The organism is Pseudomonas sp. FBCC-B545 (genome assembly GCF_059134095.1).
This window is the reverse complement of the sequence record NZ_CP101441.1, coordinates 5,752,345-5,768,211: the sequence shown is the minus strand read 5'-3', so window position 1 is coordinate 5,768,211 and position 15,867 is coordinate 5,752,345. Positions and strand designations below refer to the sequence as shown.

Below are 15,867 nucleotides of genomic sequence, written 5' to 3'. Positions count from 1 at the left end.
GTTTAGTCGAGTTTGCTCGGTGGCGGCTCCGGCGCATCCACCACTTTGCCTGCGGGAGGCTCCGGTGCGTCGGGCTTGTCGACGGGCTCGACGATGGTCTTGCGCTCATCCTCGGCCGGCACCAGTTTGTATTCTTGGCCGTGAAGGTTTTTCAGGTAGATCTCCATCTGCCGGAACGAGATGTTGATGTGCTGTTTCTTGAATTCGCGGTTGATAAAGCGGTTGACCTCGTCCAGCACCGGGTTGCGGTCGCCCAGGTCGCGTACGTGCATACGCAACTCGTGGTCCAGGGTGCTTTCGCCGAAGTTGAGGAAGTACACATGGGGTTCGGGCTCTTTCAACACCCGTGGGTTTTCCCGTGCGGCCTTCAGTAACAATTCCTTCACCAGGTCCAGGTCCGAGCCGTAGTCCACCCCGAGTTTGAGGGTCACCCGAGTGATGGTGTCGGTCAGCGACCAGTTGATCAGTTGCCCGGTAATGAAGGTTTTGTTCGGGACGATGATGTCCTTGTTGTCGAAGTCGGTGATGGTGGTGGCACGAATGCGGATCTTGCTCACCGTCCCCGACAGGTTGCCGATGGTGATGGTGTCGCCAATGCGCACCGGGCGTTCGAACAGGATCATGATGCCGGAGATGAAGTTGGCGAAGATCTCCTGCATACCGAAACCGAGGCCCACCGACAGCGCGGCCACCAGCCATTGCAGCTTGTCCCAGCTCACACCGAGGGTGGAGAGCGTGGTCACAAAGCCCACCCCGGCAATGATGTAGGACAGCAAGGTGGTGGTGGCGTAGGCGCTGCCCTGGGCCAGGTCGAGCTTGGACAGCACCAGTACTTCCAGCAGGCCGGGCAGGTTGCGCGCCAGCGCGAAGGTGATGCCGATGATGATCGAGGCGCCCAGCAGGTCGCCGATGCTGATGGGCACCATGCTGATATTCGCGCCCGTGCCGCTGGTGTATTCGTACAGGGTGACGTTATCCAGGTAGGAAAATACCGAGATCAGGTCCGACCACACCCAGTACAACGCCGCGATAAAGCCGCCGAGCAAGGCCAGGCGGATCAGGCGCAAGGATTGTTCATTGACCTTTTCGATGTCCAGTGTCGGCTCTTCCACCACGGCTTCGCCTTCACCGGCGTCCTTGGCGGCCTGGCGTTTGGCCAGGGCCCGGGCGTAGGCCAAACGCCGGGCGGCGACGCTTAACCAGCGTACAAAGGTGGCCTCGATCACCAGCCAGAACATCAGCAGGTACAGGGTGTTGATCAGCCGGTCGCTGAGTTTCAGTGCGGTGTAGTAGTAACCAAAGCACACGGCAATAAACAGCGCGACCGGCAGGGCGGTGAACAGCAGCCCGATGGCCTTGCGAAACAGCGAGGCCTTTTCGTGGGTCGGGCTGTTGAGCAGCAGGCGGCTCAGCAACCATGCCATCAGCGCGTAGCAGGTGAGCACCACGGCGATGCCCAGCACGTCGTCGGCCAGCGCCGCCGGTTGGTGTTCGGCAATCGCCACCACGGCCACCAGGGCCAGCACCACCAGGCCGAGCTTGCGCACCCAGCCTTGCAGGAATTCAACCTGAGGCTTTTCCCAGCGGAAGTGCAGTTCCGCCACGCCGCCCGGCGCCAGGATGCGATAGGCGGTGTAGAAGACCAGCCAGGCCTGGGCGATCTGCAGCAGTGCCGCGCCCAGGTTGGCGTTTTGCCCACGGGCGTCGATCTGCAAGGCGTAGCCGCACAGGGCCAGGCCCAGCGACACCGGCATCGCCAGCAGGATATTGATCAGGATGGCCTGGGGCGTGTGCCACTGGCTGTCGCGCTTGAAGTGGCCGATATCCAGGTGAACCTTGTTCAGGCGCTGGTACAGGGCCTTGCGGCGCCACAGCAACGCGCCAATCAGCAACAGCAGCGGCAGGAACAGCAGCGGGCGCTGGGTCAGGCCGTCATATAACTCACTGACACTGGAGGCCCAGGGCAGAGTAGTGATCTGTTTGCTCAGGTGCGCCGGTACGGTTTCCAGCCACTCGGTGTCCAGCGGCTTGTTGCTGGGGATCCAGAACATCTGCTCGTCGAGGGTCGCGCGCAACGTGGTAGCTGTACTGAGCAGTTGTTTCTGGTTCAGTTGCAGGGTGATGGATTCGTTGAGCAATGCACTCAGCTCGCGGCTCAGGCGTTCCAGCAGGTCGCTGCGGGTGATCGCCAGTTCCAGCAAAGTGCGGCGCAGTTGCGGGGTGATGTCGTCCGGCGGCTGGTCGGCCAGCAACTTATCCACATAGGCACTAGGAGAACTGATCAGCTCGCGCTGCTGATTGACCTCGAACTGGTAGAGGCGAATGTTGGCGATATCGTCAGCCAGGTCGCGGTCCACGGTAAGGCGTGGCAGGGCCTGTTTCTGCTTATACAGAATCTTGGACAGCAGCAGGCTGCCCTTGAGCACGTTGATCTGCTCGTCCAGGGCCGAATCGCTCTGGGTCACGGTGTCCAGTTGCTGCTTGGTCTGCAGGTTTTTCTGGGTCAGATCGTTGAGGCGGTCGGTGCTTTTGAGCAGGTAATCGGAGAGCTTGAGGTTCGCCGCGCTTTCCGTGGCCAACAGGCTGCTGCCACCGGCTTTCTGCGCTTCGATGGACTGTTGGGTGACGGTCTGTTGGGATTGGGCCAGGCGTTTCTGGTTGATCAGGGTTTGCAGGTCCTGGATTTCCTGCTCCAGGCGCGCGGTTTTTTCCTGGATCAGGTCATGCTGGCTGTTGCCCAGGTCTTGCAGTTGGCTGTTGCCGGCCAATTCCTGGCGGCGTAGGGGGATCAGTGCATTCAGGGCCGCCAGTTCAGCGTTCAACTGGTTGCGCTGGTCGCCGCTGAGAGCCTTGCCATTGTCTTTGCCGAGTTTGAGCGTGGCGTTGATCTGCTGGATGCGCGTCTGGCTGCTGCTGATTTCGGTCTGGGCGCGCTCGGGGCGGGTCTGGGCGGCAATGGTCAGGCTGTTGGCCTCGGCCAGCTCCTTTTGCAGGTCGCCTTGCTGGGTGGTGCGTTGTACCAGCAATTGCTCGAGCTGCGGCACCGGGAGGGTGGCATAGCGTTGGGCCACCGGGATGACCTTGGTAGCCTTGAGCCGGGTCAGCTCGCGCTGGTTCTCGGTGGTCTGGCGCGGAGCCTCTTCCAGCTGGCGCTTGAGGTCGGCCAGGCGCTGTTCGTAATCCTGCTTGTTGCCCAGGTAGGTCAGGGTCTGCTGCAGGATCGCCTGCAACGCCTTCATGTCGGCGTCGGGCAGCTTGCGATCGGGCAGTTTATCCAGGTTTTGCTGGATGGCGTCGGCGCTGGGCGGGTCGGCGGCGTATACGCTGCCGACACAAAGGGTCAAGCCCAGCAGGGCAGTGGCGAGAAAAGTGCGCAGGGTTGGCATAGAGACCGGTCTTGCAAGGTGAAGAATCGGGGCGTTATTGCCCCGCAGTTTAGAGGAAGAGTCCGGGGCCCGGGCGACTTCCTTCGGGGAATCTGACGCCGACTTTGCCAATCTTGTTCCCGTCCATGACCGCGACGGTCCAGATGGTGTTGTTCCATTCCACCTGGTCGCCCACTACCGGTGCGCCGCCGACCTTCTGGGTAATGAAGCGGCTCAATGGCATGTCCGGGTCGATACCCTCCAGCTTGAGCCCGTACAGGGCCGAAACCGCGCCCAGCTGGGCGTCGCCCTCGAGAACGAAGTCGCCGAAGAAGCGCAGGTCGAGGCCGCGTTGCGGTGCCTGGCTGAACAGTTTGCCCAGGGCAGGCAGGTTGTGTTCATGGCCGATCACACAGAGCAGATCGCCGACTTCCAGCACCGTACTACCCGACGGATGGAGCAGTTGCTGGCCCCGGAACAGCGCAGCGATGCGCGTGCCTTCGGGCATTTTCAGCTCGCGCAGGGCCGCGCCGATGCACCATTTTTCCGCGCCCAGGCGGTAGACGAACAGCTCCCACTCGCTGGTGACGTGCACTTCCAGGGCGGCCCGGGAAATCGGGGCTGGGTCCGGCGGTACGGTGACCTTGAGCAGCTTGGCCACCCACGGCAGGCTTGTGCCCTGCACCAGCAGCGACACCAGCACGATAAAGAACGCCAGGTTGAAGTACAGCTGCGCGTGGGGCAGGCCGGCCATCAGCGGGAACACCGCGAGGATGATCGGCACCGCGCCGCGCAGGCCGACCCAGGCGATGAAGGCTTTTTCGCGCCCGTGGAACGCCTTGAACGGCAACAGCCCGACCATCACCGACAGCGGCCGTGCGAACAGAATCATCCACAGCGCCAGGCCCAGGGCCGGCAAGGCGATGGGCAGCAGGTCATGGGGCGTGACCAAAAGGCCCAGCACCAGGAACATGCCGATCTGCGCCAGCCAGGCCATGCCATCGAGCATATGCAAAATGCCATGGCGGCTGCGCACCGGGCGGTTGCCGATTACCAGGCCGCACAGGTACACGGCCAGGAAGCCGCTGCCGTGCAGGGCGTTGGTCAGGGCGAAGACGAACAGGCCGCCGGCGATCACCAAAATCGGGTACAGGCCGTTGGCCAGGTTGATGCGGTTGACCAATTGCAACATCAGCCATCCGCCGCCCAGGCCCACCAGGCCACCGATGCCGAATTCGCGGATAAGGTGCGTCAGCAGGCTCCAGTGCAGGCCGGTCTGGCCGCTGGCGAGCATGTCGATCAGGGTGACGGTGAGGAACACCGCCATCGGGTCGTTGCTGCCGGATTCGATCTCCAGGCTGGCGCTGACTCGTTCGTTGAGCCCTTTGCCGCCCAGCAGCGAGAACACCGCTGCAGCGTCCGTGGAGCCGACGATGGCGCCAATCAGCAAGCCCTGGATGATATTGAGGTCGAACAGCCAGGCCGCGGCCATGCCCGTGAGGCCGGTGGTAATCAACACCCCCACCGTAGCCAGGGACAAGGCCGGCCACAGCGCCACACGGAAGCTCGCCACCCGTGTGCGCAACCCGCCGTCGAGCAGGATCACGGCCAGGGCGAGGTTGCCTACCAGGTAGGCGGTCGGGTAGTTATCGAAAATGATGCCGCCGCCATCGACGCCGGCGGTCATGCCTACGGCCAGGATGATCACCAGGATCGGGATGCCCAGGCGGGACGAAAGGGAGCTCACCAGAATGCTCGCACTCACCAGCAACGCGCCGATCAAGAACAGGCTGTTGATGGTCGTCGCATTCAAAGGCAGTACTCCAGAGCAGGGAAGACGGGGCGCAAACTGACCATGCAGTCTGCGTGCCAGGGATTCTAACCTGTTGAAATGCTGCGCTGTCAAAAAGCTTTTTCTGAATTTTTGCAGAAGCAAATGTGGGAGAGGGCTTGCCCCCGATAGCGGTGGGTCAGCCACAGATAAGTCGACTGATATACCGCAATCGGGGGCAAGCCCCCTCCCACATTTTCAAGTGCAGTCACTTAGAGACGGAAGCGACCTACCATCCCGTTCAGGTCCACTGCCAGGCGCGACAATTCACTGCTCGCCGCGCTGGTCTGGCTGGCGCCCGTAGCGGATTGCACCGACAGATCGCGAATGTTCACCAGGTTGCGGTCCACTTCCCGCGCCACTTGGGCCTGTTCTTCCGCCGCGCTGGCGATAACCAGGTTGCGCTCGTTGATCTCGACAATCGCGGTGTTGATGGTATCCAGCGACATGCCCGCACCTTTGGCGATGTTCAGCGTCGATTCGGCCCGCTCGGTGCTGTTGCGCATCGAATCCACCGCATGCTCGGTACCCGTCTGGATGCTGCCGATCATGCGCTCGATCTCGCTGGTGGACTGCTGGGTGCGGTGGGCCAGGGCCCGCACTTCATCGGCCACTACGGCGAAACCGCGCCCGGCTTCCCCCGCCCGTGCGGCTTCAATTGCCGCGTTCAGGGCCAGCAGGTTGGTCTGGTCGGCCAGGCCGCGAATCACGTCCAGTACCTTGCCGATATCCCGCGATTCATTGGCCAGGTCGCCAATCAGCGAGGCGGTGGCTTGCACGTCGGCGCTCATGCGTTCGATGGCGGTGACGGTTTCCTGCACCAGATCGCGGCCATCACCGGCTGAGGTGGTGGCGTTGCGCGAGGCCTCGGACGTGCTCACCGCATTGCGTGCGACTTCTTCCACGGCGCTGGTCATCTCGTTGACGGCGGTGGCGGCTTGTTCGATTTCATTGTTTTGTTGGGTCAGGCCGCGGGCGCTTTCGTCGGTGACGGCGTTCAGCTCCTCGGCAGCGGAGGCCAGCTGCGTGGCGGAGCCGGCGATGCGCTGCAGGGTGTCGCGCAGCTTGTTTTGCATCTTTGCCATGGCCGCGAGCAGGCGGCCGGCCTCGTCATTGCCGTCTACGGTGATCGGGCGCGTGAGGTTGCCTTCGGCGACTTCTTCCGCGGCTTCCAGGGCTTGGGCGATAGGCACCGTGATGCTGCGGGTCAGCAGCCAGGCGAACAACAGGGTCAGCGCCGTGGCAACCACCAGCAGGCCCACCACCAGGTTAAAAGCCAGGTCGTATTGGTCCTTGGCTTGCTGGTTGGTGTCATTGGCCATCGTATTGTTGATCTCCAGCAAGCGGTTGAGCACCGCGTTGACTTGCTCGGAGTTGTTCAGCAGCTCGGTGTTGAGCAGGGTGCGCAACTCGTCAGTCTGGTTGGCGCGCGACAGGCTCTTCATGCGCTCTTCAATCTGGTGGTACTGGCCCAGCAAACCCACGTACTCATTGTAGGTGGAGCGCTCTTCGCTGCTTTCGATCAGCTTTTCGTAGACGCCCTGGGCGGTACGAATCTGCTGGTTGCGCACATCGAAGGCTTCCAGGGTCTTTTGCTGTACTTCGGGCTCGCGATTGGTCAACAAGCGGTAGGACAGCACGCGCAGGCGCAGGGTCAGTTGGGTGAACTCGTCGAGGGCGCGAATGCTGGGCACGCTGGATAAGGTGATGTCTTCGGCGGCTGCGCGAATCTTGCTCATCTGGTTGAGCGCGAACACACCGAGCAACAACATCAGGGCGCCAATAAACGCAAAGCCGAGGAAGGCCCTCGGAGCGATATTCATATTACGAAGTGACATGCTGGAATCCTGGGGGAAAGCGCGATCCATGCGGCCGTGAGACGAGGTGTGCATCTGCTATCGGCCATGCGACTAAAGTCTTAAAGGGCTGCGCGCTTTTGTCGCACCTGACGAGGGGTTGGACGGATTCAGGAACCAGATCGGGTAAATGCAGTCACTAAGGCTCGAAAGTGCAGCCCGGCCCCTGAATAATCGGGCTGTACGCCGGGGATAACCCTGGCATCCGAGGTGAATTTTCTTTATCGTCACCGCCCTTTTAAATACCCGAGAAATCAAAATGTTAGAAGCATCCCTCAGCCAATTGGAACAACTGGTCAGCGACCTCGTACAACAGAATCAAGAGCTGCTGGGCAGCAACGAATCCCTCAAGGCCGAACTGGCCCGTGCCAAGGATGAAAACGACAGCCTGCAACTGAACCTGATGGAGCAGGAAGAAAAGCACGGCGCCACCGCCGCTCGCATCCAGGCACTGGTTGAGCGTGTGAGCGCAGGCCCTGTCAGCGCATGAGTGAGGGGATAAAGGTCGTTTCGATTCTCGGAGAGGATTATTCGATCAAGGCGCCGGCCGGCGAAGATCAAACCCTGATGCATGCCGTGACCATGCTCAAGGCCTCCCTGGCGGTGACCAAAAAAAAGTACCCGACCCTGATCGGTGACAAATTATTGGTATTGGCCGCGCTGAACCTGTGCGCCGAACAGATCGAAATGCAGCAGGCGCACCAGCAGGAACTCGACCGTTACCAAGAGCAAGTCAGCGCCACGGTTGATGTGATTTCCAAGGTGATCGGGCAGCCCTAGAACCAGTCGTCTTGCATCCCCAGGCACGTATCGTCGCGTGCCTCCAGAATCGCCAGTTCATGATGGCAGCCTGGTACTTCCCACGTCAGAAAGTATCGGGCGGCCTGGAGCTTGCCCTTATAGAAGGCCACATCGGCCGCGTTGCCCTTGGCCAGCCCTTCTTCGGCGCGGATCGCCTGTTCCAGCCAGCGCCAGCCGATCACCGTATGCCCGAACACCTTCAAGTACAGTGCCGAGTTCGCCAGGCTGGTGTTGACCTTGCCCTGGGCGAGATCGGTCAGCAGGCCAATGGTGACGCTTTGTAGTCGATTAACCAGTTGCTCCAATGGCTCCCGTAGTGCCGTAAGTGACGGGTACCGCTGCGCCCGTGCACCGGTCTCGGCGATCAAGCGAATCAACTGTTTCAAACCGGCTCCACCGTTCTGTGCCAATTTGCGCCCGAGCAAGTCGAGGGACTGGATACCGTGGGTGCCTTCGTGGATCGGGTTCAAGCGGTTGTCGCGGTAGTACTGCTCCACCGGGTATTCGCGGGTGTAGCCATGGCCGCCGAGGATCTGGATCGCCAGTTCGTTGGCCTTGAGGCAGAACTCCGACGGCCAGGATTTGACGATAGGCGTGAGCAGGTCGAGCAGTTCGTGGGCTTGTTTGCGCTCGACGTCGGCGGGCAGGGTGGTGGTGTCGTCGAACAGCCGCGCCGCGTACAGGCCGAGGTCGAAGGCGCCTTCCACATAGGCTTTCTGGGTCAGCAGCATGCGCTTGATGTCGGCATGCTGGATGATCGACACCGGTGCGGTGCTTGGGTCTTTGCTGTCTGGCAGTCGGCCTTGCGGGCGCTCCCGGGCATAGTCCAGCGAGTAGAGGTAGCCGGCGTAACCAAGCATCACCGCGCCCATGCCCACGCCGATGCGCGCCTCATTCATCATTTGGAACATGCAGCTCAAACCCTGGTGGGGCTTGCCCACCAGATAGCCGACACAGTTGCCGTTATCCCCGAAGTTCAGCGCGGTGGACGTGGTGCCGCGCCAGCCCATCTTGTGAAACAGCCCGGCTAGCAGCACATCGTTGCGAGCGCCCAGGCTTCCGTCATCGTTGACCAGGAACTTAGGCACGATAAACAGCGAAATACCTTTCACGCCGGCAGGGGCATCGGGCAGCTTGGCCAGCACCATATGCACGATGTTTTCGGACAGCGAGTGGTCGCCGCCGGAGATGAAGATCTTGTTGCCCTTGAGTCGATAACTGCCGTCAGCCGCAGGTTCCGCGCGGGTACGAATATCCGACAGGGATGAACCGGCATGGGGCTCGGTCAGGGCCATGGTTCCGAAGAAACGTCCTTCGATCATCGGTTGCAGGAAGCGTTGTTTCTGCTCTTCGGTGCCGAAGCTTTCGATCAGGTTGGCGGCGCCCATGGTCAGGAACGGGTAGGAGGTCGATGCGGCGTTGGCCGATTGGAAGTGGGCGAAGCACGCCTGGGACAACAGTGTCGGCAGTTGCATGCCACCGGCTTCGAAACTGCGTGCGGCGTTGAGGAAACCGGCTTCCAGGAAGGCATCTACGGCGGGTTTGACCTCCGGAATCAGGATGGCCTGGCCGTCTTCATAGCGCGGTTCGTTTTCATCGTTCTTGCGGTTGTGGGGGGCGAAGTACTTTTCGGCGATGTTGCGCGCGGTGCTAATGGCTGCATCGAAGGTTTCGCGATTGTGTTCGGCAAACCGCTCGCGCTGTGTCAGGCCCTCGGCATCGAGGACTTCATACAGCTCGAAAGCCAGATTGCGGGAACTGAGCAGCGACTCGGACATGGCGGCTTACCTTTGGAGGACTTGGCCTGAGTCTAAGCGCGTGAATATAGGCTGGATAGCAAGATTGATCTGGGTGATGGAAGGGCAAAACGCAGGCAGGTAATTGAAGTGCAGTCAATGTGGGAGGGGGCTTGCTCCCGATAGCAGTGTGTCAGTGTCCAATGTGCTGACTGACACTCCGCTATCGGGAGCAAGCCCCCTCCCACAGGTTTTAACCGATAGTCATCAGGCTGGCATTACCGCCTGCCGCAGCAGTGTTGACGCTCAATGCCCGCTCGATCACCAAACGCTCCAGGGCAATGGCCGTCTCACCCTGAGACATACCGTGCACCCCAACAATCGCCCCACCACGCTGCGCCACTTGCTGGCACACCGCGCGCAATTGGTCGGAATCACCGTGGTGCAGTACGGCATCGAATACCACGTCGTCCTTGGTCCAGTCGGCCACACGCTTGATCTTCGCCTGAATATCCTTCGGCAGGCGTGGGAACAACGCCTTGGTCAGCTCGGTTTCCGGCCATACCGCCGAACCGCCTACCGCCAGTACCGCCGCCAGTTGGGTCAGCAGATCACCTTCCACCTCAGCCAGGCACAGCACGTGCTCGCGAGGCAGGATGGCATAGCTGTTGCGCTCGCCGGTCGGGCCGGCCAGTTGGCGGGTGATACCGCTCTGGGACTGCGCGGCGAACTGGGTGCACAGCACGCTCAGTTCACTGAACTTGTGGCTGTCGGCCCAGGACTTCAGAGAGCTCAGCGCTTGGCTCATGGCATCACGCAGGCGCACATCGGGTGCAGCCAACTTGTCGCCGCGTACGAAGGACTGCTCGATCGCATCGGTAGGACGAGTCGACAGCAGTCGGTACAGGTACAGCGGGCCACCGGCTTTCGGGCCAGTGCCCGACAGGCCTTCGCCACCGAACGGTTGCACGCCGACCACGGCACCCACAATGTTGCGGTTGACGTAGACGTTGCCGGCATTGACGTTGTCGATCACCTTGGCGATGGTCTCGTCGATGCGGGTATGCACGCCCAGGGTCAGGCCGTAGCCCGACGCGTTGATCTGGCCGATCAGTTGGTCGATCTCTTTGCGCTTGTAGCGCACCACGTGCAGCACCGGGCCGAAGATTTCCCGTTGCAGCTCGTCGAAGCTTTCCAATTCGATCAGGGTCGGCGTCACGAAGGTGCCGCGCTTGATCTCTTCGCCGTCGGCAATCGCCACCTGGTACACGGTGCGGCCTTTGTCGCGCATGGCCTGGATGTGTTTCTCGATGCCAGCCTTGGCTTCGGCGTCGATCACCGGGCCGATATCCACCGACAGACGCTCAGGGTTGCCCAGTCGGCATTCAGCCATGGCGCCCTTGAGCATTTCGATCACGCGGTCTGCCGAATCTTCCTGCAGGCACAGCACGCGCAGGGCCGAGCAGCGTTGGCCGGCGCTGTCGAAGGCCGAGGACACCACGTCGATCACCACCTGTTCAGTGAGTGCCGACGAGTCAACGATCATTGCGTTCTGGCCACCGGTTTCGGCGATCAGTGGGATCGGGCGACCCTGGGCGTCCAGGCGCCCGGCGACATTGCGTTGCAGAAGGCGCGCCACCTCGGTGGAACCGGTGAACATCACGCCTTTGACGCGATCATCACCCACCAGGCGGGCACCGACGCTTTCGCCCTGGCCCGGCAGCAGTTGCAGCACGCCTTCCGGAATACCGGCTTCGAGCAGGATGCGCACGGCTTGGGCGGCGACCAGCGGGGTTTGTTCGGCAGGCTTTGCCAAGACCGGGTTACCGGCAGCCAATGCCGCAGCAACCTGGCCGCTGAAGATCGCGAGCGGGAAGTTCCACGGGCTGATGCATACCACCGGGCCCAGTGGGCGATGGGCATCATTGGTGAAATCGTTGCGGGCCTGCACCGCGTAGTAACGCAGGAAGTCCACAGCTTCACGCACTTCGGCGATGGCGTTGGCGAAGGTCTTGCCGGCTTCGCGGGCCAGCAGGCCCATCAGCGGCTGGATCTCGCCTTCCATCAGGTCGGCGGCACGCTCCAGGATCGCGGCGCGTTCGGTGGGCGGGGTGGCCTGCCAGATCGGCGCGGCGCTGATCGCGCACTGGATCGCGTTGTCGACGTCTTCGACGGTGGCTTCCTGGACGTGGCCGACTACATCACGCAGGTCGGAGGGGTTCAGCACTGGCTGTGCCGCTTCCTGGCTGGAAGCGCAACCGAGCATCGGCGCGGCTTTCCAGCTGTTGTGCGCGGTAGCCAGCAGGGCGCAGGACAGCGACGCCAGGCGGTGTTCGTTGGCCAGGTCGATACCGGCCGAGTTGGCGCGGTCGCTGCCATACAGGTCACGCGGCAGCGGGATACGCGGGTGCGGCAAGCCGAAGCCGCCTTCCAGCGTGGCCATCTGCTCGATGCTGGCCACTGGATCGGCCACCAGCTCCTGAATCGAGATGGATTGGTCGGCGATACGGTTGACGAACGAGGTGTTGGCGCCGTTTTCCAGCAGGCGGCGTACCAGGTAGGCCAGCAGCGTTTCGTGGGTGCCGACTGGCGCGTATACGCGGCACGGACGGTTCAGCTTGCCTTCGGAGACCTTGCCTACCACCTGCTCGTACAACGGTTCACCCATGCCGTGCAGGCATTGGAACTCGTACTGGCCGGGGTAATAGTTCTGGCCGGCGATATGGTAGATAGCCGACAGGGTGTGGGCGTTGTGCGTGGCGAACTGCGGGTAGATGGCTTCCGGCACCGACAGCAGTTTGCGTGCACAGGCAATGTAGGAAACATCGGTGTACACCTTGCGGGTGTACACCGGGTAGCCTTCCAGGCCCTCGACCTGGGCACGCTTGATTTCGCTATCCCAGTACGCGCCTTTTACCAGGCGGATCATCAGGCGGTGGCGGCTGCGGCGGGCCAGGTCGATGACGTAGTCGATCACATACGGGCAACGCTTCTGGTAAGCCTGGATCACAAAGCCGATGCCGTTCCAGCCGGTCAGTTGCGGCTCGAAGCACAGGCGCTCGAGCAGGTCGAGGGACAGCTCCAGGCGGTCGGCTTCTTCGGCGTCGATGTTCAGGCCGATGTCGTATTGCTTGGCCAGCAGGGTCAGCGACAGCAGGCGCGGGTACAGCTCGTCCATCACACGCTCGTACTGTGCGCGGCTGTAGCGCGGGTGCAGGGCGGAAAGCTTGATGGAGATGCCCGGGCCTTCATAGATCCCGCGGCCATGGGAGGCTTTGCCGATGGAGTGAATGGCTTGTTCGTACGAGGCCAGGTACTTCTGGGCATCGTGTTCGGTGAGTGCGGCTTCACCAAGCATGTCGTAGGAATAACGGAAGCCTTTGGCTTCGAACTTGCTCGCATTGGCCAGGGCTTCGGCGATGGTTTCGCCGGTGACGAACTGCTCGCCCATCAGGCGCATGGCCATGTCGACGCCCTTGCGGATCATCGGCTCGCCGCTCTTGCCGATGATGCGGCTCAGGGACGAGGTCAAGCCCGCCTCATTATGGGTAGCGACCAGTTTGCCGGTCAGCAGCAGGCCCCAGGTGGCGGCGTTGACGAACAGCGACGGGCTGTTACCCAGGTGCGGCTGCCAGTTACCGGTGCTGATCTTGTCGCGGATCAGCGCGTCACGGGTGCCTTTGTCCGGGATGCGCAGCAACGCTTCGGCCAGGCACATCAGTGCCACGCCTTCCTGGGACGATAGGGAGAATTCTTGCAGCAGGCCTTGGACGATACCGGCACGGCCACCGGCGCTCTTCTGATTGCGCAGTTTTTCGGCAATCGAGGCGGCCAGTTTGTTGGTGGCTTCGGCCATTTCGACCGGCAGGCGCGCCTGCTCGATCAGCATCGGTACCACTTCCGGCTCTGGGCGGCGGTAAGCGGCGGTGATCGAGGCGCGCAGGACCGATTGCGGCAGGATGCTTTCGGCGAACTCCAGGAAGCATTGATGGGCGTGGTCGGCCTGGATTTCGCCAGCGTCTTCGGCGTCTTTGCTACCCGAGCCATTGAGCTCGGACAGGGTTGCACCACCCTCGAGTTTCTCCAGGTAATTGAAAATCGCCTGCTTGATCAGCCAGTGAGGCGTGCGATCAATGGAGGTCGCGGCCGCCTTGAGGCGTTCGCGGGTCGGGTCGTCGAGTTTGACCCCAAGGGTGGTCGTTGCCATCTTTTTATCCTCATGGGTGCCACTACCGAGTGGCATCTGCTGGCCGCAAGATTAGCTTTGCCCATGCGCAGGTGCAACCGGGTGCAACCTTTTTGTTCAGGAAATTTTCGACGGTTGATCGGAAAAAATATGGCCCACGGCCGAATCCGCTTTGCATTGGTGCATTTGCTTCTGAGATCCGCTGTTTTTGCTCCGAAAAGGAGCAAAAACAAGGCGTTTATCCAGAAACACACTTGGGTGCAACTTATTCGAAAGAAACTGGTTGCACCTTATTTGCTTTGTTGAATAGCATTCGCGCACCAAGGTGCAACCATCTTTAGGGTATGGTTCATCGGCTGGCGGCTTTCCTGGGGAAACGCCAGTCATAAATGCGCGGCACGCAGGCTCGTCTATCCGGTAATCCACGGGTGGTCGTCCGAATGACCGTCGCTACATAAAAACAAAGCCAGGGCGTCACTCCTATGAGCGTTAGTAATCCAACCCTGATCACGTTCGTGATCTACATCGCAGCAATGGTGCTGATCGGCCTGATGGCCTATCGCTCCACCAACAACCTTTCCGATTACATCCTCGGCGGTCGCAGCCTCGGTAGCGTGGTGACAGCCTTGTCAGCCGGTGCTTCCGACATGAGCGGCTGGTTGTTGATGGGGTTGCCGGGCGCGATCTACATGTCTGGCCTGTCGGAAAGCTGGATTGCCATCGGCCTGATCGCCGGTGCCTACCTCAACTGGTTGTTCGTGGCCGGCCGCCTGCGGGTGCAGACCGAACACAACGGCGACGCCCTGACCCTGCCGGATTACTTCTCAAGCCGCTTCGAAGATAAAAGCGGCCTGCTGCGGATCATCTCCGCCGTGGTCATCCTGGTGTTCTTCACCATCTACTGCGCTTCCGGAATCGTCGCCGGTGCCCGCCTATTCGAAAGCACCTTCGGCATGTCCTATGAGACTGCGCTGTGGGCCGGTGCAGCGGCGACCATCGCCTACACCTTTATCGGTGGTTTCCTGGCGGTCAGCTGGACCGACACCGTACAAGCCACGCTGATGATCTTCGCGTTGATCCTGACGCCGATCATCGTGCTGCTGGCGACCGGCGGTGTAGACACTACCTTCCTGGCCATCGAAGCCAAGGACCCGACCAACTTCGACATGCTGAAGAACACCACCTTCATCGGCATCATCTCGCTGATGGGCTGGGGCCTGGGTTACTTCGGGCAGCCGCACATCCTTGCGCGTTTCATGGCGGCGGATTCGGTGAAGTCGATCGCCAAGGCACGTCGCATTTCCATGACCTGGATGATCCTGTGCCTGGGCGGCACCGTGGCAGTGGGTTTCTTCGGTATCGCCTACTTCTCGGCGCATCCGGAAGTGGCAGGCCCGGTGACGGAAAACCCTGAGCGTGTGTTTATCGAACTGGCCAAGATCCTGTTCAACCCATGGGTTGCCGGTGTCCTGCTGTCGGCCATCCTCGCGGCTGTCATGAGTACCCTGAGCTGCCAGTTGCTGGTGTGTTCCAGCGCCCTGACCGAAGACTTCTACAAGGCGTTCCTGCGTAAAGGCGCTTCCCAGCTCGAGCTGGTATGGGTCGGTCGCATCATGGTGCTGGTGGTGGCCTTGATCGCCATCGCCATGGCCGCCAACCCGGAAAACCGCGTACTGGGCCTGGTCAGCTACGCCTGGGCCGGCTTCGGCGCGGCGTTCGGCCCGGTGGTGCTGATCTCGGTGATCTGGAAACACATGACTCGTAACGGCGCATTGGCCGGCATCCTGGTCGGCGCGATTACCGTGATCGTGTGGAAGCATTTCGAGCTGCTGGGCCTGTACGAAATCATCCCTGGCTTCATCTTCGCCAGCCTGGCGATCTACTTCGTGAGCAAGATGGGCGCACCGACTGCGGGTATGGTCGAGCGCTTTGATGCGGCGGAAAAAGACTACAACCTCAACAAGTAAATCCTTGGGCGTTTAACGCCTGTTGAACGAGTGAAAAAGGCCCGCGTCCTGAGGATGCCGGGCCTTTTTTTGTGCGAGCCTTCGGCTGCTGACGAATGAAGCCAAGGGTAGGACCTTACTGATTT

General features: G+C 61.3%; 7 protein-coding genes and 2 pseudogenes. 3 read left to right on the top strand and 6 right to left on the bottom strand.

Translation table 11 applies throughout. From position 1 onward, the window contains the following. Positions 1 to 2: 2 nt before the first annotated feature. The 4 genes and pseudogenes from mscK to NMB39_RS26495 form a co-directional block, all read right to left on the bottom strand. Entirely contained in the window at positions 3 to 3,386 is a 3,384-nt protein-coding gene (gene mscK / locus NMB39_RS26510; RefSeq protein ID WP_057023477.1) for a mechanosensitive channel MscK, read from the bottom strand. A 49-nt stretch (positions 3,387 to 3,435) separates the two neighbouring features. Continuing rightward, entirely contained in the window at positions 3,436 to 5,178 is a 1,743-nt protein-coding gene (locus NMB39_RS26505; RefSeq protein ID WP_057023476.1) for a potassium/proton antiporter, read from the bottom strand. A gap of 230 nt (positions 5,179 to 5,408) precedes the next feature. Further along, a pseudogene (locus tag NMB39_RS26500) lies at positions 5,409 to 6,008 on the bottom strand (methyl-accepting chemotaxis protein); the annotation flags it as partial. A gap of 303 nt (positions 6,009 to 6,311) precedes the next feature. Further along, a pseudogene (locus tag NMB39_RS26495) lies at positions 6,312 to 6,968 on the bottom strand (MCP four helix bundle domain-containing protein); the annotation flags it as partial. Positions 6,969 to 7,311: 343 nt separating this feature from the next. Here NMB39_RS26495 and NMB39_RS26490 point away from each other — a divergent pair. Next, entirely contained in the window at positions 7,312 to 7,542 is a 231-nt protein-coding gene (locus tag NMB39_RS26490; RefSeq protein ID WP_003187970.1) for a hypothetical protein, read from the top strand. Beyond that, the gene (locus NMB39_RS26485; protein WP_003187971.1) at positions 7,539 to 7,832 is read left to right on the top strand and encodes a cell division protein ZapA; all 294 of its coding nucleotides are present in this window, start codon (positions 7,539 to 7,541) and stop codon (positions 7,830 to 7,832) included. The genes NMB39_RS26490 and NMB39_RS26485 overlap by 4 nt, the downstream gene beginning before the upstream one ends. Here NMB39_RS26485 and NMB39_RS26480 read toward each other — a convergent pair. Further along, positions 7,829 to 9,631 (bottom strand): acyl-CoA dehydrogenase, encoded by a 1,803-nt coding sequence (locus NMB39_RS26480; RefSeq protein ID WP_306956903.1) that lies wholly within the window; start codon positions 9,629 to 9,631, stop codon positions 7,829 to 7,831. The genes NMB39_RS26485 and NMB39_RS26480 overlap by 4 nt on opposite strands. 211 nt (positions 9,632 to 9,842) lie before the next feature. Continuing rightward, entirely contained in the window at positions 9,843 to 13,796 is a 3,954-nt protein-coding gene (gene putA, locus NMB39_RS26475) for a trifunctional transcriptional regulator/proline dehydrogenase/L-glutamate gamma-semialdehyde dehydrogenase (protein WP_124355990.1), read from the bottom strand. A 461-nt stretch (positions 13,797 to 14,257) separates the two neighbouring features. On the opposite strand from putA, the gene putP reads away from it, so the two are divergent. After that, a complete protein-coding gene (gene putP, locus NMB39_RS26470; RefSeq protein ID WP_057023472.1) occupies positions 14,258 to 15,742 on the top strand; it encodes a sodium/proline symporter PutP in 1,485 nt (494 codons plus the stop codon). Positions 15,743 to 15,867 lie beyond the last annotated feature (125 nt).